We start from the raw sequence: 23,401 nt of genomic DNA, 5'->3' as shown, positions 1-23,401 counted from the left end.
TATTTTTTGGGATGGGATTAGCATAACGAAATGGCGTAGCATTAGATGGAATTGATATATTAGCTGTACTGCTTTCTCGAAAATTACCGATTGGGGCAAGTGATCTCATTCTTTTCTTAAACATTATTGTAGTTATTTTCGGTTCAACCGCATTCGGTCTACAAGTGGCGATTCTTTCAGCAATTACTTATTTTATTGCTTCTAAAGTGGTTCACATCGTTGAAATAGGTTTATGTGGCTCTAAAACCTTTAAAATTATTACAACTCAACCCGAATTAATGGTGGAGACTATACGTGATCGCTTGGGTCGAAGTGCAACATAAAGCAAACGTTAATTGAATAGGAACAGCTTTGCTTGTGCCACTTATTTTTAAGACCATTCCTGTTATTATTCCACGCATAAGCGTAGAAGATTCATGGGAATTATGGGGTTTGTAATTATGTTCGCATCAGCTGTTGGATCAAAAGAATCAGGCTTGATTTTAAAAACTTAAAACATGGCACTTGATTTTCTGGATTTCACTACGATTATCGATTAGTGTTTGGTGTATTCTTTATGCAAAAGGTAAACAGAACCAACATAGCCGAGAAAAGTAGTATCGGTAAAGGAGGGTGAATGTTGATGGACAAGCAGTTACTTACGGAAACTGGTTATAATGCGTTGAAGAAAGAATTACTTTATTTAAAGGAAAAAAGATGGAAAGAGGTTAGTAAAAAAGTTCAAGAGAGCAGAAATTTTTGTGATTTTAAAAAAGATCCTGAGTATCAAATTTCAGTGGATGAATTCGCAACAATTAAAAAGAAAATAATTGATTTGGAATACATTATTAAGCAAGCAAAAATAATTAAAAATACAAATATACGAGTAGTAGGGATTGGATCAATTGTCACTGTTAAAGAAGTGACAGAAAAATATGAAATGCAGTTTAAAATTGTGAGTTCCGCAGAATCATATCTATCTGAAAACTATATATCCGATGAGTCTCCAATCGGCAAAAGTCTAATTGGTCACAAATTAAATGATAATGTAGTAGTCATGACCCCTTCTGGAATGATGCATTTATTAATCACTGAAATACAGTGATTATGGAGGTTGAAAACTGGAGAGTCAACCAGCCTGCAGAGTAGGAATTTTGGTCGGTTGGAGCCCTAATTAACAATGAAGCTCTACGTCCATTGTGCTTTGTAAATAAGAATGTAAATATCGGCCGTATTATTTTGAAGATAAAGGGTTGCATAAAAAAAAAAAGCATGCTATTATAAGTCTGTACCAACTAGTAGGTACAGCGTAGGTATTTGTTGTTGATAGGAGGAGAGTTACAATGATCCCTTTAAAGAATAAGGAAGATCTAATGTTATTCTCTAATTATTAAATAATGGGAGATAAGGTTTGCATGAAAATCCTACTATGGTAGACAGTTATGTAGAAATATGCGATTTAGGCTGAGCTAAATAATGAGGCGCTAAAGAAACCTGATATTTCTTGAAGTAAGTAAGACAATGTAATATATTTGACATCATTGATCTACCTTGGTGCTTTACTATCGCGTTTGTACCAAACGGTAGGTACAAATAGGTGTAAAATAAAAAAATTGGAGGAATTAATTATGAATCAAAACGATAGTTTATACAAAAAGTCACATATGAACCGTTTAGGTGAATTTAGTACACTCTCACCTGAAATCTTTAAAGAATTTCTAACCTTTGACAGAAAAGCGCTAGCTGAAGGAAAGTTAACAGCTAAATTAAAGGAATTAATTGCAGTGGCAGTTGCTCATACGACTGGATGTCCCCATTGTATTGATTTTCATGTTAAACAAGTAAAAAAACATGGAGCTTCCAAAGAGGAAATGGCCGAATCGATTATGGTAGCAACAGCCCTGAAAGCAGGATCTGCTCTTGCCCATGGTGTCAATGCTTTAAACGCTTATGATGGAACAGCTGATGATGAATTATATCGAGCTTCTTATATCAACCGACTAAAAGAGTTTTCTCAGTTAGATGGAGATGTCTTTAAAGCGTTTGTGACATTTGACCAAAAAGCGATGAAGGCGGGATTACTTAGTGTGAAGGAAAAAGAGCTGATTGCTATAGCAGTGGCGCATACAACAGGTTGCCCTTATTGTATTGATATCCACACTAAAGCAGCCAAAAAAGCAAAGGCAACGAGGGAAGAAGTCGCTGAATCCATTATGGTAGCAACAGCATTAAAAGCAGGGTCTGCTCTTTCTCATGGAGTGAATGCATTAGTTGCATATGATGAATAAGTCTTACGGATTCTAAAAATGTAGGAGAACTAGACACACTAGCTGATATTGCAGAAGCTTCTGACGAAGCATTGAAAGCATTAAATGATAAAAAACAATACGCACAAAACGTAAAAGATGATCAATATGAAGCCAAGAGATATGGTATTAAGGGCGTTCCATACTTTATTATCAATCAAAAATATGCTGTCTCGGTGCATAGCCAGCGCAAGCATTTTCTGAAGTACTAGATAAAGTTTTGGAAGAAGACAATCCAGCACCCAAATTAGAAACTCTATCGGCGGATATTCCTGATGGAGGGGTATGTACTGATGGCAGCTGTGTCATTCCCCCTAAAAAATCATAAAAAAGGGCTTTGTAAAAACATTTATTAGATAACGAAAGTGTAAAGAGATAATTCTTATAAAAAAACCAAATGAAGGAGATATAAAAATGACAAAAATTAATGGAGTCAATACAAAAGTTATTGAAAACATCGTAGAAAATTATAAGGAAAATCCTGAGGAAGGAATTGCAGGATATTCTTCTTCGGTAAAATGGAAAGGTGGATTTTACGCTGAAGCACAAGTAGGTGATCACAAACCCGTTCTCATTGATGAGCCAGATTGGTTCTCAGGATCTAATAAGGGTCCAAGCCCAGCTGAACTTTTATTAAGTGCATTAGGTGGTTGTTTATCCATTTCAGTTATTGCAACAGCTAGTTTAATGGGTATTAAGGTGAATTCACTAGAAGTTAACGCTTCAGGACAATTAGATTTAAATGTATTGTTGGGTTTAAAAGAAGGAAATCCAGGTTTTAACGAAGTGGATGTTCAATTCACAGTGGATAGTGACGCAGACGATAAACAACTTGAAGAATTAGTTTCAAAAGCAATGGAAATTTCTCCTGTAAGAAATTCACTAGAAAGAAATGTTCAAGTAAATTCAACTTTTAAACGTAATAAGTAAAAAGCTATATGACAGTGCCGATCTTAGTTTACCTTGTATAACTAACTTTAAGTGGTAGGGTAACAGCTCGTCTGAGATAATTTGTTAATTCTAGGTAATCGCCAATGTGGTTGGCCCAGAATTAATATTGTACTGAAAAGGTAACATAAGCAAGCAAAACATTAAATAAGGGCAAGGGTTCTTTTGGTCTATTTCAAGATGTACTGTTGGGAATTAGTTAGGTTGATTTAAATATTGCTAATATATTTCACGTTACGTCTTTACTATAAAATAACACATTTAGTGATAAAACTTGGAGGTTTTTATGAATAATTTTCAATCAGTTGAAGCTCTTTTTAAACCATTCGAAATGGGAAATCTGAAACTATCTAATCGTATTTTGATGGCACCTATGACGCGAAACTCTTCTCCAAATGGAGTACCAGGGGAGGATGTCGCTGCGTATTATCGTCGTAGAGCTGAAAAGGGTGTTGGACTTATTTTGACAGAGGGTACGTTTATCAACCATCCTGATGTTGCATCCGAGGTGCCAGCATGGCAGGAGGACGTACCACACTTATACGGAGAAGAGGCGCTAAACGGTTGGTCAAAAGTAGTTGATGGAGTACACGAGGCCGGTGGGAAAATTTTCTCTCAAATGTGGCACATGGGTGCACGAGGCAACGCTAATGATTACTCAAAACAAGAAATTTCGGAATTGGTTGAAGCTTTCGAACAGGCAGCAGCCAATGCTAAAAAAGTTGGTTTTGATGGCATCGAGATTATGGCAGCCCATGGATTTTTAATCGATCAGTTCTTCTGGGATAAAACAAACACACGTACCGATGAATACGGTGGCGACATAGTTAAGCGCACGCGCTTTGCGAGTGAGGTCATCGCAGCTTGCCGACGTGCTGTTGGACCAGAATTTCCAATCGTGTTCCGAATCTCACAATGGAAATATGATGACTATACAGCAAAATTAGTAGAAACTCCTGAAGAACTAAAACGTTTCTTGACGCCATTAGTTGATGCAGGCGTTGACATCTTTCATGCCTCTATTCGTCGCTTTTGGGAACCTGCATTTGAAGGATCTGAACTGAATCTCTCAGGATGGATGAAAAAACTAACAGGAAAACCAACAATTACAGTTGGATCTGTCGGTCTTGATGGCGCTGATTTCGTGGATTTCTTTGCTACCGGGGAAGAGGCTAATGGTAAAACCAACAAGATGGGCGATTTAATCGAGAGATTAGAACGTGAAGAATTCGATTTGATAGCGGTAGGTCGCGCATTATTGGCTGACCCTGACTGGGTAAACAAGATCCGAGATGGACGAACAGAAGAATTACTTCCGTTTACGCGTGAGGCAATCGAAACATTATATTAATCGCGGAGCTTGAAACATTAAAAGAACCCATTTTGATTTTTTCTCAAAATGGGTTCTTTTTAGTTACTTTCAAATAAAGAATCCCATAACATTTCTAATCAAACTTTATTTTAGCCCTCACCTTTTAAAATAGGCATTTTCCGTACATAAGCGTTCATTTTCAGCATGTAATGCCTCTAATGATCCCTCTGCTAGTATTTTCTTCGGTTCAAGAGCGTCTATTCCGTGAGTCTCCTATTGCTTTTTCCATTTAAGGATGGTCGAAGGAGAAGGAATATAACACGACAGCTACTTGCGTAAGGAACGCTCCAAAATCGTTCATATATTTTAGTATTTTAAAACTAAAATCATAGTTTGTATAGGTAGCCGTTAATCCTACTAATCCATGTTTTTCATAATGCGCAACCCAATTTTTAAAAGGAGTTAAATTGACATTAAATCTATCTGCGACGGATTTCAATGATTCCGTTCCTTCTAAATAAGTAAAGAAAGCTTTTAATTATATATCAAATGAATACTTTGTCATAAAAAAACTTCACCCCCAATTGGTTAGATGGTGTCTAATAATTGGGGTGTAGTTCAGAGGTTGGTCTTTTTTATTCCTTATTATGAAAAGTTATCCTTATTAGGTGAAACAATTTTAATTGACGAGTCGGAATTCTGATGCTATAATTCAATTATTCAATTATTCAATTGAATTATAAATTAAGTGAGTTATTCATGATGATCAGTCATCCTGTCAAATCATGAATTGTAAATGAAATTTTAAAAATCAAATCCACCTTTAGTAGTTAGATAAATAGTTAATATATTTACCTGTTATAAATCAATTATGTTAAAGTAACTAACCCTTTAAATAATAGGCTTATAGGTGGAAATGAACTTAAAAGGAATTCCAATAGTGATTGATGGAATAACTGAACTAAATAATAAAAATGGGAGATGAATGATAATAAGATTTGAAAATAAAACTGTAATCGTAACTGGTGGAGGTACTGGGATTGGGAAAGCAACTGCAAAAAGATTTTTTGAAGAAGGGGCCAATGTAATTATTAATGGACGTAGAGAAAATGTGTTAAAGGAAACGGCTTTAGAAATTGACCCAACTGGTAAAAAAGCTTTATATGTAGCCGGTGACATCAGTAAAAAGGAAACTTCGGAGAAATTGGTTAAAAAAGCAGTAGAAGTGTTTGGTGGTGTAGATATATTAGTTAATAATACAGGGAAATTTAATCCAACACCATTCCTTGACCATACAGAGGACGATTTACAATCCTATTTAGATACAATCGTTAAAGGAACATTCTACCCTTCTCAAGCAGTTATACCAGAAATGAAAAAACGTGGAGGAGGAGCAATAGTAAACACGGGTTCAATGTGGGCAATTCAAGCAGTGGAGTCAACTCCTTCGGCAGCTTATTCAGCTGCAATGGCAGGAAGACATGCTTTAACAAGAAATTTAGCCGTAGAATTCGCTGGTGATCACATTCGAGTAAATGCAGTAGCACCTGCAATTGTTGAAACACCAATTTTCAATACTTTTATGTCAGAAGAACAAGTAGCAGAAGTATTACCAACTTTTAATGAGTTTCACCCCATTGGACGCAATGGTACGCCAGAGGATGTAGCAAATGCAATTTTATTCCTTGCGGATGATTCATCATCATGGATTACAGGCATTATTATGCCAATTGATGGTGGAGTTACAGCTCGATTAAGATAAAAATAAAAAAAAGGAGCAATCTGGACTTACCCCTGTCAAGGAGATAACTAAAAAAGGCTATGCTGGCATCGATATTCAATCGGTGCCAGGTGGCAAGTCGTTTGCACTTGTCAGTGAATTTATTCGGTCAGGTTGTCTTACAATTACGACGATAAAAAGCTAGTGTTAAATAAATTGATTACAAAATAAAAGTATAGAAGAAAAAAAGGAGAATATATGATGTCACTACGTGATCAAGCACTACGTATGCACCAAGAAAAACAAGGAAAGTTAGAAGTTAAATCAAAAGTCGAAATTCAAAACGCTCAAGATTTAAGTTTAGCATACTCTCCAGGAGTAGCAGAACCTTGTAAAGTGATTCATGAACATCCAGAAACGGTGTATGATTACACAATGAAAGGAAATATGGTCGGCGTTGTGACAAATGGTACGGCTGTTCTTGGGTTAGGAAACATTGGACCTGCAGCTTCACTTCCAGTTATGGAAGGAAAAGCAATTCTATTCAAAAACTTTGCAGGCGTAGACGCTTTCCCAATCACGCTTGATACAACAGATACAGATAAAATTGTTGAAACAGTAAAGTTAATGGCTCACACATTTGGAGGTATTAACTTAGAAGATATCGCAGCTCCACAATGCTTTGAAATAGAAGAAAGATTGAAAAAAGAAGTGGATATCCCTGTTTTCCACGATGATCAGCACGGAACAGCGATTGTAACAGTAGCAGGACTAGTAAACGCACTAAAAATCGTAAACAAGACAATGAAAGATTTAAAAATTGTCTTAAACGGAGCAGGAGCTGCCGGCATTGCGATCACAAAGCTTCTTTACTCTTACGGCGTACGCGACATGATCATGTGCGATACAAATGGAGCAATCTATGAAGGCCGTCTGCAAGGCATGAATAAAGTAAAATCAGAAGTTGCTTCTTATACAAATGTAAACAAAGAAAGCGGCACGCTAAGCGACGTGATTAAAGGCGCAGACGTATTTATCGGTGTATCTGCAGCTGATGCTCTATCTCAAGAAATGGTTAAATCTATGAATGACAATGCGATTATCTTTGCGATGGCAAATCCTAATCCGGAAATTAATCCGGACGCTGCTAAAGAAGCAGGAGCGGCAGTTATCGGAACAGGGCGTTCAGACTTCCCGAACCAAGTAAACAACGTTCTTGCATTCCCTGGGATTTTCCGCGGAGCGTTAGACGTTCGTGCTTCTGATATCAATGAAGAAATGAAAAAAGCGGCTGTTGAAGCAATCGCTGGTCTGATTACTGAAGAAGAGTTAAACGCAGATTACGTAATCCCTGGACCATTTGATCCTCGTGTAGCGCCAACTGTGGCGGAATCTGTAGCAAAAGCAGCAATGGATTCAGGTGTAGCACGCATTAAAATTGATCCAGCAATTGTTAAAGCACATACAGAACAACTAACAAAAATCGAGAGCTAATCGCCGAATCTGTACCAAACGGTAGGTACAAAATGCGGTGCCGTATAAATCTTAAAGTATCAATACACAAAATGCTTATTAGATGAAGGAAAAGATAGAATGGGTAAAGATAGTTTATATCAAAATCAGACATTAATCGTTTAGGGGAATTTAGTAAATTAAACGGTAAAGCATTTCGTGAATTTGTCAACTTCGATCATAAGGCCTTAGCTCAAGGGAAATTATCATCTAAATTAAAGGAATTAATGGCTGTGGCAGTAGCTCACGTTACTGGTAGTCCATATTGTATAGAAATTCATGTTAATAAGGTATGAAAAATATAGGAAGTTTATATTGTAAGCATATAGAGTTAAGTAGTGAAGAAACATGGCAAACTCATATTGTACCAAACGGTAGGTACAATATGAGTTGCAAAAGCAACTATTAAAAAGGGCGTCTCTCAGCATACTCCAGAAAATGTTGAACAAGCTGTAAAAGATGTCTTGTGGCATCCAACTTATAAACCAATCAAAGCTAGTGAAAATTCGGAGATAGCTATGTAAGTTTAAATCAATGCCTATCACCTTGATAGACATTGGTATTTATTAAAGACCATTCACTTTGAAGTTAAATGGTTTAGATCAAAAGTGAAAGATGGAGGATTTTAAAATGGATATTAGTCAAATCTTTATTATTCTAACACCTATTTTCTTTGTCATCGCATTAGGATATTTTGCTGGATATTTTAAAAAATTTGATGCCATGACATCAAAAGGATTAAATACATTAGTAACTAAATTTGCATTACCAGCCCATCTGTTTGTGGGGATTACAACAACATCTAAGCAAACATTAATTGAAAAATGGCCATTTTTACTTGCCTTAGTCATTGGTATAGTAGGTTTTTATATTGTTTTCCTGTTAATAGCTAAATACGTATTTAAATTTTCATTAACAGGAGCATCAATGTTTTCTTTAAACTCTACCCAACCAACTTTTGCATTTATGGGAATTCCAGTTTTAGGAAGTTTGTTTGGAGCAGATGTGGTTGCGATTCCAATTGCCATTACAGGAATCGTTGTGAATGCCATGTTAGATCCATTAGCCACTATTATTGGAACAGTAGGTCAACGTCAGAATAAAGCGATTGACGAAGAAGAAAGTCTTTTTAAAGTAACTGTTAAATCAATTTTACATGGTCTTTCAGAGCCGTTAGCGTGTGTTCCTTTAGTTGGGGTTGTTCTAGTGCTATTTGGGTTCCATACACCAGATTTATTAGCGAATAGTTTAGAGCAAATTGGTTCCATTACATCGGGCGCAGCGTTATTTGCAGTGGGGGTCACAATCGGAATTCGTAGAATTCAATTTAGCCGAACTGCATTTGGGATTGCGCTTCTTAAAGTAATTGTTCAACCACTTGTCATGCTTGGAATTGCGCTTGCAATAGGATTATCTTCAGATGACGTAACAAAATTAATTTTATTAGTAGCATTCCCAGGATCTGCAGTAGCAGCTATGATTTCGGTGAGATTTGACAATCTAGCAAGTGAGACAGCCTCTGCTTTTGTTATTAGTGCGCTTATGTCTCTTGTCTCCCTTCCCTTTTTGATCTCTTGGTTGATGTAAATAAGTTATTATCAATCAGTTGAGATTGTAAAGAATACTAAAGCATCCGTAGAATTCAACTGTGTTGGTAACTGATTGTTGAATTTAATTCTATTAATATTTAAATGATGATTCTGTTGCAAAAAGAAGCAAACAGTTAAAGTACTATGAATTTTACCTGCCCTACGGGCCATTTTTATTCATAATAAAAAGTTAATACCGAATTTTTATAGTATAAAATCTTAAATGTTCGGTATTAACCTTATAATTTTGTTCATATTTTGACAAAACTCGAAGTTGTACCAGAACCATTTAGAGTTTATAAAATGAAGTGAGCGTATCTTAGTTGAGAGATTTATTGATAGATAGTATAGGAAAAAAGGTTTTAGTATTAACATGCCTTCTATAAAGTGTGCTGTTTTCAAAATAAAATAAATTTTTATATAAACTTTCTTTATAATAGAGATATGGGGATTTTATGTGGGATTGGATTTATACCAACATTATTAATACACCTGTTTTTCACCTCTTTACAATAATCACAACATAATATTATTAAATTTATTGGAAGAGTGATTATTTTTAATCCTCAAGGAAAGCGAATGACAGTCGATATAAAAGTGATATTAATACAATGAATTTTTATTGCGAGTGCTAAACAGCGACATTACATTTCATTATAGATTCCTGATAAGAAAACTATATTATATCCGAAAAGTTGACTAAATTTCTGATTTCAACCACCTCCTTTTCAAGTTTAGATTTTCCTGCTTTTATTTGGTATACTTCAAAATGAGAAGAGATTTTGAGTTATAATATAATCATCTTATAAAATTTAAAGGTGTGTTGATATGTCTAAGAAGAAAGAGATTATTTTAGCTGCAAATGGAGTTATCTACTCTAAAGGATATCAATCCACTTCAATACAAGATATCCTTGATGCTGCTGGAATTGGAAAAGGTCAATTTTATCATTACTTCTCATCGAAATATGATTTAGGATTAGCTGTTGTAGAGGACCTAATCCAAGAGTGGGAACAGAAACTTATTTTAGAAATTTTTCAATCCCGACTTGATCCAATAACTAAATTAAACAAAATGTTAGACAGAACATTGGTATTCCATACAGAAAGAGAGGGGAAATCTGGTTGTCCCATTGGAAACTTAGCTATCGAAATGAGCGAACATGATGAAACATTTCGATTAAAACTACAATATATCTTTAATCAGTGGATTGATTCAGTAGAGAGAACATTAAAGGAACTTTTAGAACAAGAACATCTTCCATCTACTATTGATCCGAAAAAACATGCTCAATCAATCGTTGCCACGATTGAAGGTGGAGTTTTATTAATGAAAAATCAAAAAGATATAAGTTTCCTCACAAATGTTTTAGATTTAATTAGGATACAATATCGTCTTTCTTAATGATATGAGACTGTCTCATATCATTTCCTTGTGTATTCCTCATCAATGGTAATAAATTAATAATGTACCAAACGGTAGGGACAGTTTGATTCCAATACATATTACATATATTGAGGATATAAAAGCTTTTGTTGATACGATTACAATTTCTGGAACTTTTGTTCCGGCACCCATATAGCTACTGAACTAATTTATGGGGAATATTAGGAACTGCGTGAAAAATACGGAGACCACGAAATTGTATATAGTTAAACAGGATTTCATTAATTAAATTTTCATCCTGAGCCCATCTAAATAAAGATTTAATAACCACTTTTTATAGCATCTATTGGGGAACTTGGGGTTTTCGAAGTTATCTTATTTACTACTCATCCTTTTAAGCATGCTTCCCGGCCCTTCCTTTTTCGATGTGATGCTATTCGATTATTTTGCCTTGATGTCGCTAATACACATTCTACGGCCATCGTTTTTAATGCTTTATTTCCTTGTGTGGTTTTACTCGTTTTTTTTTACCAGCACTTTCGTAATTTCCAGGACTCACACCAGCCCAAGAGGCAAGATGTTTAGCTGACTTAAATACGGACATATCTACACCCATCTCCGCAATAAAAGTAGCTGCGGCAGCTTTGTTCACACCAGGTATACCATCCAATAATTCTACTTCCTTACGATTAGGGTACAGGAGTTGATCGATTTGTTTTTCCAATTCTTCTATGGTTTGTTCTAAATAACCCATATGCTCCCAATGGTAACGCAACATATTACAATGATGACGGCGAATACGGCCATTAATTGCATTGGCAATGTCAGTTATACTTGCTTTTGTTCGCCAATCCACCATTTTTCGAAGACCATCGGTCTCTATTTTTTCACCGTTTAGAATCGCTTCAAGGATACGGCTTCCCGATACACCGAAAATATCTGATAGAACGGATGTTAGCTTGATATTAGCATCTTGAAGAATTTTGTGAATGCGATTCTGCTCTGAGGTACGATGATGAATCAATTTTTTTCGATAACGAGTAAGATCTCGTAAATCACGAATGTCCTCCGGTGGAACAAAATTGCTTTCAATAAGTCCGCATCTTAAAAGCTTGGCAAGCCATTCGGCATCTTTCACATCAGTTTTACCCCCTGGAACATTTTTGACATGTCTGGCATTGGCCAGCACAAGGTGAAAAGAACCTTCAAGTATATTCCATATTGGTTTCCAGTAAACTCCGGTACTCTCCATCACAACATCGGATACCTGAAGGGTAGAGAGCCAATCACTTAAAGCCAAGAGTCCCGTTGTTGTAGTCGAAAACGTTTCAATAGAGGTTTTTGGCTTTTTATCTAATGGACCAAATAATACACAGGCTACTACTGTTTCTTGGTGTACATCTAGGCCAGCACACCGTTCAATCATTGCTTCCATAGGAGAATCACCTCAAAAAAAGATTAACAATACATATGACAGTAGATTTGTAACAAAAATTTTTGTATACGTACTAGCAGTACACTAAATGGTTCTTCCATACTGTCACAACCAGTTTCTTATACAGGGTATCTTTCTTAAGATCCACCAAAAAAGGTTCAGCCTGGTTGTATTGTTATCATCCATTATCGTCAAGGGGTTAATGGGTTAGACTCTATTTTTGAGATTAGATTTTCGTAGTAGATGGTGGCGGCGAGGAGCGCCGCCATAGGAGTTTCTTATGCAACTATAGGGGCAGGTTAGTTTAAGAGTGCTGTTTGACCTTTGTTCAACAATTGGGCCAGTTTGTTAAAGATACTTCTTAAAGACGCTTGGAAATTTATGTTAAAATAAGGGAGGTATACATTAATCTAAATCAGCTGTGAAATTTAGGAAGGGGAGTAACAAAAGATGGCATTTGCCGTAGGGTATGGAATTGCATTTATAGGAGTACTTGTAGCTTATCAACTTAGCAAAGGCAAGTCGAAAAAAAGAAAATGTATTGTTTGGGGCATCGCTCTTATGTTGGCAATTTCACCATTCTTATCTTTTGCGATTGGTTTATCATACGCATTTATTGTTGAGGATCCTTGGGCAACTTTGGTTATGTGGTACTTGTTCCCAATCGGTTTCATCATAGGACTTATTATGCTACTGGTAGGCATATTTAAGAAAAAAGAAATAGAGAATGTCATGTAACTTCTTCAACTAAAGGGCGCGATTCTTAAAGAAATTTCGCTTTTTCGCTTTTCTTAATGAACTAACGGGTGCTTTAGCTGAAGATCGGAGCTGTCTTTAAGGCATCTTTTTCTGTATGCAACTATCGAGGCAGTTTAGTGGAAGAAGAATTTAAGTTGTTACAATTCAGGTGGATATTTTAATAATATTTAATAAGAAAAAAAGTAGGGGGAACAGAGTGACTATTGAACAAAAGTTATATCAAGCAGCGAAAGAACTTATTGAAAAAAGATACCCTACTGGCTGGGGTGGTGCAGCAGCAATGTACACTAACAATGGAGAAATATTGACAAGTGTATCACCAGAGGTCATAAATGCTTCAACGGAGTTATGTATAGAAACAGGTGCGATTTTGGAAGCACATAAATTTAATACAAAAATTACTCATTCAATTTGCGTTGTAAGAGATGATGAAAACCAAGAATTTAAAGTATTAACTCCTTGTGGGGTCTGTCAAGAAAGATTGTTTTACTGGGGACGGGATGTAAAAGTCGCAGTAACTATTTCAAATGATGAGAAACAATTACTTTTTAAAACCTTAGATGAAGTCCAGCCGTATCATTGGTCTCACGCATACAAAGATGAAGAATTATTCAACTAACGGGTGCGTTAGCTGAAGATCGGAGCTGTCTTTAAGACAGCTTTTTATTATGGAACTATCGGGGCAGGATAGTTGAAGAGTGCTGTTTGATCTTTATTCAACAATTGGGCCATTTAATTGAATAAAATAAACAAAACAATTACGAATTTTATGGAACCAGATCTAAGTAAAATATGCTTGTGCAAAATGAAAAAAGGAAATCAAAATGACCTCCTTTTTTCATTTGAATCTTAATCTATGCTTTATTTTAGTAAATATCTTTCCTTGATAATTGCTAGATGATGTAGTTCATGACCGGCAATTATGTACGCCAGTGCACGTGCAGTAGTTGATGGTTTAAAACTGTTCCTTTGCGTATCCATGCATCGTTGGAAAGACAGGCGATCAATGAAGAGGTGCATTGTCGTACAATCGAAAAATCTGAAAGTATGTCTTGGAAATCAAGTCGGCTGAAATCTGCATTAGTCATATATAAATCTTTATCAAATGGGGTAAATGAAGGAGTATCTCCACGAGTAACTACAAGAACATGAGAACTCAGTACGCGTTCAGCATCTGCCATGTGACCGAGTACCTCTTTCAAACTCCATTTTTTCGCTTCGTATTGATAATCTGCTTGTTCACTAGATATACCTCTTAGCAAATTAATAGTTGTCTCTTGTTGTTTCCTTAGAATATCAAGTAATCCTTCATCAGGAACAAGTGTTATGTACCTCTCAAAAAACGTATGGTATTCATTCGTTTCCGGACGTTTAAGCATTATAACCGCCTCCATACTAGTTATATCCTCTTATTAACTCATCTTTATAGATGTGTTGACTAACGATAACTAAATTTCGTGTGAAATAGACAGGAAAAAATATCTTATCTCAAAAACACAAAAGATAGACATTGCGAATCTAAAGGTTTCAAAAAGGCTCGTAATTTTTTAACTCATATAAGTATTTTTTTTTAATCACAATTTCTGCTATTGCTAAATTGAAAATCCAGCAAAGCCATACAGCAATCGTATATGAAAGACCATAGGAAAGATCTAATCCATTATGTGTAATTGCGACAATGATATAAATAATCATATTGGCAAAGGATAGAAAGAAACTTCGAGTGATCCATTGACTATGTCGTAAGACATCTTTTCTTTTTATATATATATAACCGAATATTGTTGTTATAAGCCATAGTGTATTTAAGATAAAAAACCCTATTGTACTTGGCCAACCTCCTGTCGCAAAGAACGAAACGTATAAACCGGGAATAAAGTTTACTACAATAGATAAAACGTAGACTCGACCATTCCATTGATGAAATGTTAAGGATTTCAAACGTAATCGTTTAATTATTCCGAGAGGTCCTGTAAGGAGTGCAATTATCGCAAGAATAATATGAACTCGTATCATCAATATCCATAGCATTTGATTAGAAAGAAGTTCATCTTTCTTTGATAGGAATTCCTGAAAACTTGGATCAATTACAAAATTCTTTGATAGTGTATGCATTACCCACATTACTGAAATAATTGATAAAATCGTAATTAGGAATTTACGTTGCTTCATATCCATTCTCCTCAGTTTTATAAAAGTATAGAAGGATTAGTCATTATAATGAGTGCAAAAAGTATGCAAACGAATAATGCCCAACTAAACATACTTAAAACTTTAAAATTCTTCTTCAAAAGGACCTCTGTTTTTTTTGAATCCTTTATTTGTCTAAGTTTTTTGTTAATCATGCCCATAAAAGCACCAATAAACAGTAAAGTGGTGAAGGATACTACTACCCAAATTATTGAGGGGAAAGCAGAATATATGACGATCATTAAGCCTCCAGATATTAGTAGGAGGATGAGTGAATAATGCCCTGCTCGTGTATACGATTGAATAAAATTAATGCGAAGTACCAGGTTGTCTCTTGGAATAGTTAGCATTTTTTTTATTTGCCAAGGTAATGTAAGGTAACTCCCAAGAAGTACCGCACTAATTACATGAACAAGTAATAATAGATGATACATAAGTTTATTCCTTTCGTTTTAATACAGGTAAATAATTAAAAGAAAAGGACCTCTTTATTTTAATTGAAACGAGGTTCTTGACCTTTATTTGACCAAACTGTTCCTCTTCGTTCAAACTCAAATACCTTCTCGAGATAGTGAGCAATTTTTGGGCCGAGCTTTTGTTCAATTGTGTAAATGGCAATATCTATACCTGAAGTTACACCACCACTGGATACTAAGTTTCCATCATCTACTATACGAGCATATACTGGCCTAGCCCCCATAGCCGGCAACGCATCCATCCCCATGTGATGTGTAACAGCATGTCGGCCATTTAATAGTCCCATCATCCCTAAAAGGGTAGAACCTCCGCATACTGTGGTTAAGGTAATATTAGGGTTTTGCGCTGCTTTTTGTAACAAAGTTTTCAGCTTCGTTTCAGAAGCTTTCTTTAATTTGGTTACTATCGAATTGGGACCATCACCATACATATCTCCAGCCCCACCCGGAACTAAAATAACACCTTCAGCGTTCGGATCAATTACTCCTGTGGCTTCAATTCCAACGTCATTAACGCCACTTTTGACTAGTCTTTTCCCTTCAGCTGTTACCAACTCTACTATTACATTTTCAGGTGAAAGAATTGCTGCAGCTGCAAAAACCTCAAAAGGAGCAATAGCATCCATTAAATCAAATCCATCAAATAAAACAATTTGAAATTTCATATTATATACACATCCTGACTTTATTTTAGGACCGAACCGTCCGGTCCGATAATTATATTATATAGTATATTGTTCGATTGTATATAATGAAATTGTGAATTATTAATGAAAAAAACCCCAATAACTTAGAAGTGGGGGTTTTTCAAGAAGAATAGTAATTCAATAAAGCTTTAATTTGTTCAATGCAATAAAAAATATGGTCATTATTAAATGATAAACGACTGGCCATTATTGCGCCTTCCATAGAAGACATAAGAAATGAAGCCAGAGAAAGGGAGTTTATATCTTTACGGAATTCGTTATTACGCATTCCATCCTCAATAATTGATTGTAAAAACAGTAGTGTTTGGGTGTAACTTTCAGAAGCAACCTTTTGAAGCTCTGGGTAGGTATTATCGGCTTCAATCGCAGTATTTAGTAAGGGGCAACCGCCTTCAATAGGAGGATTATTGACAGCATCTTGGTAAATGTATGATATTGCTATTATTTTATCAGTAGCCGTATTCGCTTGTTCACTTGCTTGAACCATATGGTTCCAAATTATTTCTCCTGCTTTTTCAAATGTAGCAAGAGCAATTGCCTCTTTGTTAGGAAATCTACGGTAAATAGCTCCTTTTGGTAAAGAAGATGCTTCCATAATATCCTGAATGGAAGTTTGGCTAAATCCTTTTGTATTAAAAAGGCGTAAAGCAGTCATTATAATTTGATCGCGCACTTCATCATTCTTACTCATTTTGTTGTTTCCTCCGAGTTCCTCTATATAACGATTAATATTATAACTCAAAAAATTTAAAAACTAAACTAGTAGTTCTCCTTTAATAAATGATCTTGAACAATCGGGCGCGATTCTTGAAGAAGTTTCGCTTTTCTTAATGAACTAACGGGTGCGTTAGTTCATTAAGAAGGCCGCCAATTGGCGGCCTTTTGAAAGTATGTTTCTTACACTAATCGTACATAGTTGAACAAGAAAGTAAATTATGTGTTAAAAACCATTAGGGTAGATTTATCAATCTGTACTAAGAGTTAATTGTTTAGGAGGAATACCCCATTCTTTAGATTTTAACTTTCTTAAGCGAGGTATTATCTTTGGTTGATTGAGTTTCTTTAGGAGTTACACTAATGTCAATATTGTTTACAGGTTCTACTTTTGATTCATCTCTTCCTTCACTGCTTGATTCAAGTGATTTTGTTTTTATTAAAAATACTTCCACATCTTTAAATTTTGGTTTCTGACTGTCTAGTTCGTCAATAACTAAGTTGATATCTTGAATTTCATATTGATAATTTTCTATTAATTCTTTTTCAACAAGGTTTTTCATTTCAGCAGATAGAATTTCAGGAATAGATTCTACTTTCCCCTTATTAATTACCTCTTCTTTTTCCATAATTGAATTTAATAATGAGTCCTTACTTACTGTATCTGAGGCTTTAATTGGATCAAAAATATCTTGAGGGGACAACTTATATAAATTTAAAATTGGGCTTATTAAACAAACTATAATGACCAAAGAGAATACTAACCTAATAACATTCCGATAACCATTATTTGGTAGCATCATGTCAATAACAGTAATGAATAAAATTAATACAATAAGTTGCGATATCCAATTACTAAAAAAAGACACGATTAATAACCTCCTCAAAGTATCTAATAATTTTTCATTGAAATTAAAAAAACAGATAAGATTATAGTTTAAGGCTAGTACACTTTATGCTAAATATAGTTGTTTAATGTCTGCTCCTTCTATTTAACGTAAGGGTTCTCTAATTAAATAAGGGAGGTTGCTGAGGTAACCGTTTTCTTATGGTACTAACGGGGCAGGTTAGCTGAAGAGCAGTGACATATAAAGGTATTGTCCCTTTTACATAGAATATTTTAAGAATAGCTTGTAAATAAATGGGGGTAATACATATGGAAATTTGTTTTATTGGTGGCGGAAATCACTTGAATAACGAATTAAGTGAAGTGTTCCTGGAACTTTCAAAAATGATTAAACCTGATGCTAAGATTTTAATAATCCCTTTTGTAACCGACAACTCCAGGTATGAAAGCTGGATAGCAAGTATCAAACAAGCCTTTTCAATAATGGAGAATGTGAGTGTTGAATTATTAAACGAAGACCTTTCAGAAAAAGAGATGAAAAAGTCTATAAAAGAACATGATGTTCTTTATTTTATTGGTGGAAAGCCAGAAAGGTTAATCCATGTAATAGAAGAAAAAGGACTTACGCCAATTATCAAAGACTTTCAAGGTTTAATCATTGGATATAGTGCAGGTTCATTAGCTTTCTGCAATGATTGCATAATAACAAAAGATAAAGACTATCCAGAAACGATAGTGATCAAGGGCTTAGGATTTGTTGGGTTTAGCGTAGAGGTCCATTACGAGGATACGATAGAAGGAGAATTAATTCCCCTATCAAATGAACGAATGGTATATGCAATACCAAACGGAAGTGCAATTTTCTCCAGGAATGGGGAACTATTTAAAGTGGTTAATGATATCTACTCCTTTCAAAAAATGAAAAAGGAAATAGTAAATTCATACTCCTTAATGAACTAACGGGTGCGTTAGTTCATTAATAAAAGGAGAGTACATATTATACATGGTTAATATGTACTCTCCTTTATTTATTAAGGTTTTTATAATTTAGGTATAGATAACTTGAGTTCCGTTATAAAATTTTCATCCTCGAAGGGTTGCTCTGTTTTGTGCAATAGCATAGGAGAAATAAACAAAGATACCACCTCATAATAATTGTAGCATTGATTGTTGAGTAATTTGTGAGGTAGATTATGTTAATTAAAATAAAAATACAAAATCAATTGCTTCATTTGCTTCATTTGAATAAAAGCTGAGCCCAAACCTAACTGAAAGTGAAAACATACCTTTTACCAGTTAAAAACACCTGTTTTTTTAAAAAATTAATGCTGAGAAACGCTCTACAACGAAATTAACTACATTTAGACTTAAATTACCTATTCGATTCAAATAAATAGGGTCATACATTCCATAATAGACGTCCGGAAAATGGGGATTTCTAACGTTAAGAAGGTTTCAACCCCAAAAAAAAGATCAATCTCCTGTAGAAATCGACCTTTTTTCTAATAATTATACAAAAATATTAGTTTCTTGGATCTACATAATCTGGATAATCCGTAATAATTGCGTCAACTCCCATATCTAATAGGAAATCTGCTGCCTCTTGACTACGTACTGTCCATGATCCAATTTTCATATCAAGAGAGTGAACTTGATTCACTAATTCTTCAGTAACAATTCCATAGCTTGGATTAAAATAGTCGGCATATGTTGAAAATTCCTGTAAGGCTAGTTCTGTTGTGTCAGCTCTTGAAGATGTTAACACACCGATTGGAACTTTAGGAACGAGATCATTCATTTTTTCCATTGATTTATGGTTAAATGATTGGATAATGATTTTTTCATTTTGTGGTTTATCAAGATTTCGTTCTTTTAATTCTTCAGCTATACTTTCTTCAATCCCAGGATAAAGCTCTGAAGCCTTTAATTCTATTAATATTCCAATTTTCCCGTGGTAACGATCAAGAATCTCATCAAATGTTGGGATTTGTTCACCAGCAAATTGCTCACCTTTCCAGCTACCTGCATCAAGGCTTCTTAGTTCTTCAAACATGAAATCACCAACTTTTCCAGTTCCATCAGTTGTACGATCAACTGTCGTATCATGGATAAGTACTAATTCTCCATCCTTGCTTCTTTGAACATCGATTTCAATATAATCTGCCTTCATTTCTACTGCTTTATCAAAAGCAGCAATCGTATTTTCAGGTGCATATGCCGATGCCCCACGATGGGCAACATTATCAACCTTTCTTAAGTCTCCTATTGTTTCTGATGCAAAAGCTTGACTTAGTGGACTGAATAACAACGTAAACGCTACCCCGGCACCTGCTAATAATTTTTTGTTCATGTTCTCCATCTCCAATCTAAAATATGTATACAACAATATTATAGAAAAGAAATGTTGAAGAAATATGTTTATAATGTATTGGTTTTATATGTCTAATATCCTTTTTAATCAATTGTATATTTACGGTTAAGATTCCCTATCAAGAAGAAGTATGGGACCGTTCAAACTTTATTTCTAAGTTACACATGCCTAAAGGCTTTGGCAGGGTTAACCCTGCCAAAGCCTTTAGGCTATTTATTATTCTTCACTATCTAGGATACGGAGAATGGTATTCATAGCTTCAGTGGTTTTGGAACACCTGCAGCACCAGAGTAGTAATACAGAACATGAATCTAGAAAATTCTGTTTTTTTCTGAATATAAATGATGATTTTAGGGGATATTAGGGTAAATACAAAATGACAGAGTTAATAAAGCTTATAGAAAAGGAGGAGCAAATGAGTAATACAAATAAAAGCCTCGAAAATAATTCAAACATTTCGAATCGATCTGTTTACTCAAGTAGAAATATATGGACTGGGATTCTATTCGGACTCGGTTTAGTCGGTTTTATCGATGAAGTTGTGTTTCATCAGCTGTTACATTGGCACCATTTCTACGACAAATCAACGACAGACATTGGACTGGTTTCGGATGGTTTGTTCCATGCTTTTAGTTGGTTTGCGACCATTGCTTCTTCGTTTTTATTAGCAGACTTACACCGTAAACAAGCTTATTGGTTCAAAAGGTGGTTAGCAGGTGTGTTTCTTGGGGGAGGGGCTTTCCAGTTATACGATGGGACCATCCAGCACAAATTAATGGAGTTACATCAGATTCGCTATGTAGATAATGTGTATGTCTATGATTTGATTTGGAATTTCCTTGCTATTGTCATGATTATAATCGGTGCCACCCTCATTATTCGTACACGAAGCAGACAACAACATGGAAAGACTGTTGCCCATGAATCACAATAATCACAGTAATAGCGTGGGAACTAACTTGAACCAAGTAGCAGAGATAGCACCTCAGCTACTTTTAGCACTGCCTTTTATATTAGCGTTAATTCTGTATATTTTTGCTGTAATTATCTCCAATCGGCATCATAAGCAATGGCCTCTATCCCGAACTGTATACTGGGTTTCTGGAGTTCTCTTGGCAGTTATATCAGTGGCCGGACCCCTAGCAAATCGCGCCCACATAGATTTTACAGCGCATATGCTAGGTCATTTACTCTTGGGGATGCTAGCTCCATTGCTTATGGTACTTGCTGCACCAATGACGCTAGTGCTACGAACAATAAGAATCACTTTAGCAAGACGTCTTACTCGTGTTCTAAGGAGTTGGCTGTCTCGCATGTTTACCCATCCTATTGTTACATCTGTCTTAAATATAGGAGGGCTGTGGTTGTTGTACACGACCAACCTATACTCACTTATGCACGAGAGTACCGTTTTGAATTTCATTGTGCATTTTCATGTATTCATGGCCGGTTACCTATTCACAGTGTCAATGATTTATATTGACCCAATACTCCACCGGATTTCTTTTTTATACCGTTCAATCGTGTTGATTATTGCCTTAGCTGGCCATGGTATTCTATCAAAGTACATCTATACTCACCCACCTGCTGGTATACCGTTAGAACAGGCAAATCAGGGAAGCATGATTATGTACTATGGTGGAGATATCATTGACATTATTATTATCTTCATACTTTGTTTGCAATGGTTTAGAGCGACCAAACCTCGGAGAGGACTAGCTTTGGGCCAAGAAATTGAACAAAGATAATTATTGTTTCACTAACAGGTGTTTCCTCAATCAAGAGTAAAGCCTTTTTTTATTGAACTACCATGAAAATAAGTTTCTTTAAAAATGAAAAATGACAATACTTAAGAAGACCCTACTCAATCGTTTTAAAAAAAGAGGAGAGAGTTAATTAATTAGACTATGGATTAGGGTTGACTGGGATTAAGGTCAGTATCAGTATTGACACTTCCTAACCATTTTCATTCTTTGTGGTGAATCGCCGATTTTTGCGAGTCATGGATGGCTAACGGGGCAGGTTAATCCAATAAGGATTGCTATACTAAATGGGGGGGATTAATGAAGATAGACATTGGGATTTTACCACATAAGTATGTTTCTAAAAAAGACTGTTCTTGCAAAGCTATGGAGTAGAAATTTCACGACTAAAAAAAGTCTATTATATCTATGAAGAGTCATGTAATCCTTCATGTTAGTGGATTGCTTGACTCTTCATTTTCGTTCACCTGCAAGTTTCTTTTCGGAAAAGCAAAGAAATCACGAGATTGTACTTATTTGGCATTGCGCGGAGGCTTATTAGTTGGATAAATTGCTTTTTCCAAGTCTTCTGCTGCGATCACTGGATCTACTGTATTGCTATTAGCTTTTCCCTTCTGACTATAGCCTTTATCACGCTTTTGGCTCATGTTTAGAACCTCCCTCCATGTAGCTTCATTTGTTAAGATGGACTAATAGATGGCGACTTATTCACCAAACGAGAAGGGCCTTTTTTGATGTGAATACATCCATATAGGGTTTAATATGTAAATGATGTCAGCTAATGTTGATATACAATTCAATGTTTAAACTTTCCCCCTCTTTAAATTGAAACGGGTGCGTTAGTTGATTAAGGAACATTAAAATGATCAATCTTTTTTATAAAAGAATAATCCAATTAAATAGTATAAGGGCATGTTTTGATAAAATCTTCAGTTTAGTGCGTCCCAGTTGATTAATTTAATGATGAAACACGTACGGTGGTTTTTTTGTATTCATTAACAAGATGGTTTCAAGAGGAAAGTGTTATTAGAAATTCTTATTTTACGGATTAAATGTTGACACTAAAGAAAAATAGTAGTATGATAATGAAGTCGCCTAATTTAATGAGCGATTTTAAAAAAAGAAATACTTCGTAGAAGTTGACAACTATTCAACGTTATGTTAAGATGAATTAGTTGAAAAAAACCTACAACAAATTGCTCTTTGAAAACTGAACAAAACAAAGCGCCAACGTTAAATTTTAAGTGAGCACACACTATTAAATAAGCAAAATGAGCAAGTCAAACATTTCTTCGGAGAGTTTGATCCTGGCTCAGGACGAACGCTGGCGGCGTGCCTAATACATGCAAGTCGAGCGAATCGATGGGAGCTTGCTCCCTGAGATTAG

General features: G+C 35.3%; 23 protein-coding genes, 1 rRNA gene and 1 pseudogene. 17 read left to right on the top strand and 8 right to left on the bottom strand.

Features of this window, described 5'->3' with window-relative positions:
- Positions 1 to 5: 5 nt before the first annotated feature.
- The 11 genes and pseudogenes from Q8G36_RS24925 to Q8G36_RS24875 all read left to right on the top strand — a co-directional run.
- Positions 6 to 320, top strand: a pseudogene (locus tag Q8G36_RS24925) (YitT family protein); the annotation flags it as partial.
- A 302-nt stretch (positions 321 to 622) separates the two neighbouring features.
- Complete coding sequence (locus Q8G36_RS24915; RefSeq protein WP_158226213.1) at positions 623 to 1,084, top strand: GreA/GreB family elongation factor; 462 nt, start codon at positions 623 to 625, stop codon at positions 1,082 to 1,084.
- 523 nt (positions 1,085 to 1,607) lie between these two features.
- Complete coding sequence (locus tag Q8G36_RS24910) at positions 1,608 to 2,267, top strand: carboxymuconolactone decarboxylase family protein (protein WP_252295891.1); 660 nt, start codon at positions 1,608 to 1,610, stop codon at positions 2,265 to 2,267.
- On the top strand, positions 2,264 to 2,497 hold the full coding sequence (locus Q8G36_RS29435; protein ID WP_370694119.1) for a DsbA family oxidoreductase: 234 nt from the start codon (positions 2,264 to 2,266) through the stop codon (positions 2,495 to 2,497). The genes Q8G36_RS24910 and Q8G36_RS29435 overlap by 4 nt, the downstream gene beginning before the upstream one ends.
- A 202-nt stretch (positions 2,498 to 2,699) precedes the next feature.
- A complete protein-coding gene (locus Q8G36_RS24905) occupies positions 2,700 to 3,215 on the top strand; it encodes an OsmC family protein (RefSeq protein ID WP_305162463.1) in 516 nt (171 codons plus the stop codon).
- 304 nt (positions 3,216 to 3,519) lie between these two features.
- On the top strand, positions 3,520 to 4,584 hold the full coding sequence (locus tag Q8G36_RS24900; RefSeq protein WP_305162464.1) for an NADH:flavin oxidoreductase: 1,065 nt from the start codon (positions 3,520 to 3,522) through the stop codon (positions 4,582 to 4,584).
- A gap of 946 nt (positions 4,585 to 5,530) precedes the next feature.
- Positions 5,531 to 6,307, top strand: a complete 777-nt coding sequence (locus Q8G36_RS24895) for an SDR family NAD(P)-dependent oxidoreductase (protein WP_305162465.1) — start codon at positions 5,531 to 5,533, stop codon at positions 6,305 to 6,307.
- 219 nt (positions 6,308 to 6,526) lie between these two features.
- The gene (locus Q8G36_RS24890) at positions 6,527 to 7,759 is read left to right on the top strand and encodes an NAD(P)-dependent malic enzyme (protein WP_305162466.1); all 1,233 of its coding nucleotides are present in this window, start codon (positions 6,527 to 6,529) and stop codon (positions 7,757 to 7,759) included.
- 116 nt (positions 7,760 to 7,875) lie between these two features.
- Positions 7,876 to 8,073 carry a carboxymuconolactone decarboxylase family protein gene (locus Q8G36_RS24885; protein ID WP_336622993.1) on the top strand — a complete coding sequence of 66 codons (198 nt, stop codon included), beginning with the start codon at positions 7,876 to 7,878 and terminating at the stop codon, positions 8,071 to 8,073.
- Between the two features lie 334 nt (positions 8,074 to 8,407).
- A complete protein-coding gene (locus Q8G36_RS24880; protein ID WP_305162467.1) occupies positions 8,408 to 9,364 on the top strand; it encodes an AEC family transporter in 957 nt (318 codons plus the stop codon).
- Between the two features lie 830 nt (positions 9,365 to 10,194).
- A complete protein-coding gene (locus Q8G36_RS24875; protein WP_305162468.1) occupies positions 10,195 to 10,770 on the top strand; it encodes a TetR/AcrR family transcriptional regulator in 576 nt (191 codons plus the stop codon).
- A gap of 469 nt (positions 10,771 to 11,239) precedes the next feature.
- On the opposite strand, the gene Q8G36_RS24870 is transcribed toward Q8G36_RS24875, so the two are convergent.
- Positions 11,240 to 12,187, bottom strand: coding sequence for an IS110 family transposase (locus Q8G36_RS24870; protein WP_305162469.1), 948 nt, complete (start codon positions 12,185 to 12,187; stop codon positions 11,240 to 11,242).
- Between the two features lie 450 nt (positions 12,188 to 12,637).
- On the opposite strand from Q8G36_RS24870, the gene Q8G36_RS24865 reads away from it, so the two are divergent.
- Together Q8G36_RS24865 and Q8G36_RS24860 are read left to right on the top strand one after the other, a co-directional pair.
- The gene (locus Q8G36_RS24865) at positions 12,638 to 12,925 is read left to right on the top strand and encodes a hypothetical protein (protein ID WP_106028281.1); all 288 of its coding nucleotides are present in this window, start codon (positions 12,638 to 12,640) and stop codon (positions 12,923 to 12,925) included.
- 217 nt (positions 12,926 to 13,142) lie between these two features.
- A complete protein-coding gene (locus tag Q8G36_RS24860) occupies positions 13,143 to 13,565 on the top strand; it encodes a cytidine deaminase (protein ID WP_305162470.1) in 423 nt (140 codons plus the stop codon).
- 301 nt (positions 13,566 to 13,866) lie between these two features.
- On the opposite strand, the gene Q8G36_RS24855 is transcribed toward Q8G36_RS24860, so the two are convergent.
- The 5 genes from Q8G36_RS24855 to spoIIIAF all read right to left on the bottom strand — a co-directional run bounded on the left by Q8G36_RS24855 (position 13,867) and on the right by spoIIIAF (position 17,902).
- Positions 13,867 to 14,325: a DinB family protein gene (locus Q8G36_RS24855; RefSeq protein WP_305162471.1), complete on the bottom strand. Its 459-nt coding sequence runs from the start codon at positions 14,323 to 14,325 to the stop codon at positions 13,867 to 13,869.
- Positions 14,326 to 14,473: 148 nt separating this feature from the next.
- Positions 14,474 to 15,118: a DUF2306 domain-containing protein gene (locus Q8G36_RS24850; RefSeq protein WP_305162472.1), complete on the bottom strand. Its 645-nt coding sequence runs from the start codon at positions 15,116 to 15,118 to the stop codon at positions 14,474 to 14,476.
- Positions 15,119 to 15,629: 511 nt separating this feature from the next.
- On the bottom strand, positions 15,630 to 16,277 hold the full coding sequence (locus Q8G36_RS24845) for a DJ-1/PfpI family protein (protein ID WP_305162473.1): 648 nt from the start codon (positions 16,275 to 16,277) through the stop codon (positions 15,630 to 15,632).
- A 142-nt stretch (positions 16,278 to 16,419) separates the two neighbouring features.
- On the bottom strand, positions 16,420 to 17,010 hold the full coding sequence (locus tag Q8G36_RS24840; protein WP_305162474.1) for a TetR/AcrR family transcriptional regulator: 591 nt from the start codon (positions 17,008 to 17,010) through the stop codon (positions 16,420 to 16,422).
- Between the two features lie 319 nt (positions 17,011 to 17,329).
- Positions 17,330 to 17,902: a stage III sporulation protein AF gene (gene spoIIIAF / locus Q8G36_RS24835; protein ID WP_305162476.1), complete on the bottom strand. Its 573-nt coding sequence runs from the start codon at positions 17,900 to 17,902 to the stop codon at positions 17,330 to 17,332.
- A gap of 287 nt (positions 17,903 to 18,189) precedes the next feature.
- Between spoIIIAF and Q8G36_RS24830 the strand changes: the two genes are divergently transcribed.
- The gene (locus Q8G36_RS24830; protein ID WP_305162477.1) at positions 18,190 to 18,840 is read left to right on the top strand and encodes a Type 1 glutamine amidotransferase-like domain-containing protein; all 651 of its coding nucleotides are present in this window, start codon (positions 18,190 to 18,192) and stop codon (positions 18,838 to 18,840) included.
- A gap of 562 nt (positions 18,841 to 19,402) precedes the next feature.
- Here the strand turns inward: Q8G36_RS24830 and Q8G36_RS24825 are convergent.
- Positions 19,403 to 20,230, bottom strand: coding sequence for a glycerophosphodiester phosphodiesterase (locus Q8G36_RS24825; RefSeq protein ID WP_305162478.1), 828 nt, complete (start codon positions 20,228 to 20,230; stop codon positions 19,403 to 19,405).
- Between the two features lie 436 nt (positions 20,231 to 20,666).
- On the opposite strand from Q8G36_RS24825, the gene Q8G36_RS24820 reads away from it, so the two are divergent.
- Both Q8G36_RS24820 and Q8G36_RS24815 read left to right on the top strand, forming a co-directional pair.
- Positions 20,667 to 21,185, top strand: coding sequence for a DUF2243 domain-containing protein (locus Q8G36_RS24820; RefSeq protein ID WP_137020876.1), 519 nt, complete (start codon positions 20,667 to 20,669; stop codon positions 21,183 to 21,185).
- Positions 21,172 to 21,999, top strand: a complete 828-nt coding sequence (locus tag Q8G36_RS24815) for a cytochrome c oxidase assembly protein (protein WP_305162482.1) — start codon at positions 21,172 to 21,174, stop codon at positions 21,997 to 21,999. Before Q8G36_RS24820 ends, Q8G36_RS24815 begins: the two co-directional genes overlap by 14 nt.
- A 527-nt stretch (positions 22,000 to 22,526) precedes the next feature.
- On the opposite strand, the gene Q8G36_RS24810 is transcribed toward Q8G36_RS24815, so the two are convergent.
- A complete protein-coding gene (locus Q8G36_RS24810; protein WP_289316305.1) occupies positions 22,527 to 22,661 on the bottom strand; it encodes a hypothetical protein in 135 nt (44 codons plus the stop codon).
- A 642-nt stretch (positions 22,662 to 23,303) separates the two neighbouring features.
- Between Q8G36_RS24810 and Q8G36_RS24805 the strand changes: the two genes are divergently transcribed.
- Positions 23,304 to 23,401 (top strand): 16S ribosomal RNA (locus Q8G36_RS24805); the annotation flags it as partial.

This window comes from Peribacillus frigoritolerans, assembly GCF_030676415.1.
GTDB lineage: Bacteria > Bacillota > Bacilli > Bacillales > DSM-1321 > Peribacillus > Peribacillus frigoritolerans_A.
Note: the sequence above shows the minus strand (reverse complement) of the source record. Positions and strands in the feature narration are given on the sequence as shown.

Excerpts from the sequence above, each read along its gene's own strand:
- Q8G36_RS24830 (WP_305162477.1), top strand. The coding sequence starts at position 18,190 with ATGGAAATTTGTTTTATTGGTGGCGGAAATCACTTGAATAACGAATTA.
- Q8G36_RS24880 (WP_305162467.1), top strand. The coding sequence starts at position 8,408 with ATGGATATTAGTCAAATCTTTATTATTCTAACACCTATTTTCTTTGTC.
- Q8G36_RS24895 (WP_305162465.1), top strand. The coding sequence starts at position 5,531 with ATGATAATAAGATTTGAAAATAAAACTGTAATCGTAACTGGTGGAGGT.
- Q8G36_RS24870 (WP_305162469.1), bottom strand. The coding sequence starts at position 12,187 with ATGGAAGCAATGATTGAACGGTGTGCTGGCCTAGATGTACACCAAGAA.
- Q8G36_RS24910 (WP_252295891.1), top strand. The coding sequence starts at position 1,608 with ATGAATCAAAACGATAGTTTATACAAAAAGTCACATATGAACCGTTTA.
- Q8G36_RS24915 (WP_158226213.1), top strand. The coding sequence starts at position 623 with ATGGACAAGCAGTTACTTACGGAAACTGGTTATAATGCGTTGAAGAAA.
- Q8G36_RS24855 (WP_305162471.1), bottom strand. The coding sequence starts at position 14,325 with ATGCTTAAACGTCCGGAAACGAATGAATACCATACGTTTTTTGAGAGG.
- Q8G36_RS24815 (WP_305162482.1), top strand. The coding sequence starts at position 21,172 with ATGAATCACAATAATCACAGTAATAGCGTGGGAACTAACTTGAACCAA.
- Q8G36_RS24810 (WP_289316305.1), bottom strand. The coding sequence starts at position 22,661 with ATGAGCCAAAAGCGTGATAAAGGCTATAGTCAGAAGGGAAAAGCTAAT.
- Q8G36_RS24905 (WP_305162463.1), top strand. The coding sequence starts at position 2,700 with ATGACAAAAATTAATGGAGTCAATACAAAAGTTATTGAAAACATCGTA.
- Q8G36_RS24825 (WP_305162478.1), bottom strand. The coding sequence starts at position 20,230 with ATGAACAAAAAATTATTAGCAGGTGCCGGGGTAGCGTTTACGTTGTTA.
- Q8G36_RS24900 (WP_305162464.1), top strand. The coding sequence starts at position 3,520 with ATGAATAATTTTCAATCAGTTGAAGCTCTTTTTAAACCATTCGAAATG.
- Q8G36_RS24840 (WP_305162474.1), bottom strand. The coding sequence starts at position 17,010 with ATGAGTAAGAATGATGAAGTGCGCGATCAAATTATAATGACTGCTTTA.
- Q8G36_RS24845 (WP_305162473.1), bottom strand. The coding sequence starts at position 16,277 with ATGAAATTTCAAATTGTTTTATTTGATGGATTTGATTTAATGGATGCT.
- Q8G36_RS24865 (WP_106028281.1), top strand. The coding sequence starts at position 12,638 with ATGGCATTTGCCGTAGGGTATGGAATTGCATTTATAGGAGTACTTGTA.
- Q8G36_RS24820 (WP_137020876.1), top strand. The coding sequence starts at position 20,667 with ATGAGTAATACAAATAAAAGCCTCGAAAATAATTCAAACATTTCGAAT.
- Q8G36_RS24890 (WP_305162466.1), top strand. The coding sequence starts at position 6,527 with ATGTCACTACGTGATCAAGCACTACGTATGCACCAAGAAAAACAAGGA.
- Q8G36_RS24875 (WP_305162468.1), top strand. The coding sequence starts at position 10,195 with ATGTCTAAGAAGAAAGAGATTATTTTAGCTGCAAATGGAGTTATCTAC.
- Q8G36_RS24850 (WP_305162472.1), bottom strand. The coding sequence starts at position 15,118 with ATGAAGCAACGTAAATTCCTAATTACGATTTTATCAATTATTTCAGTA.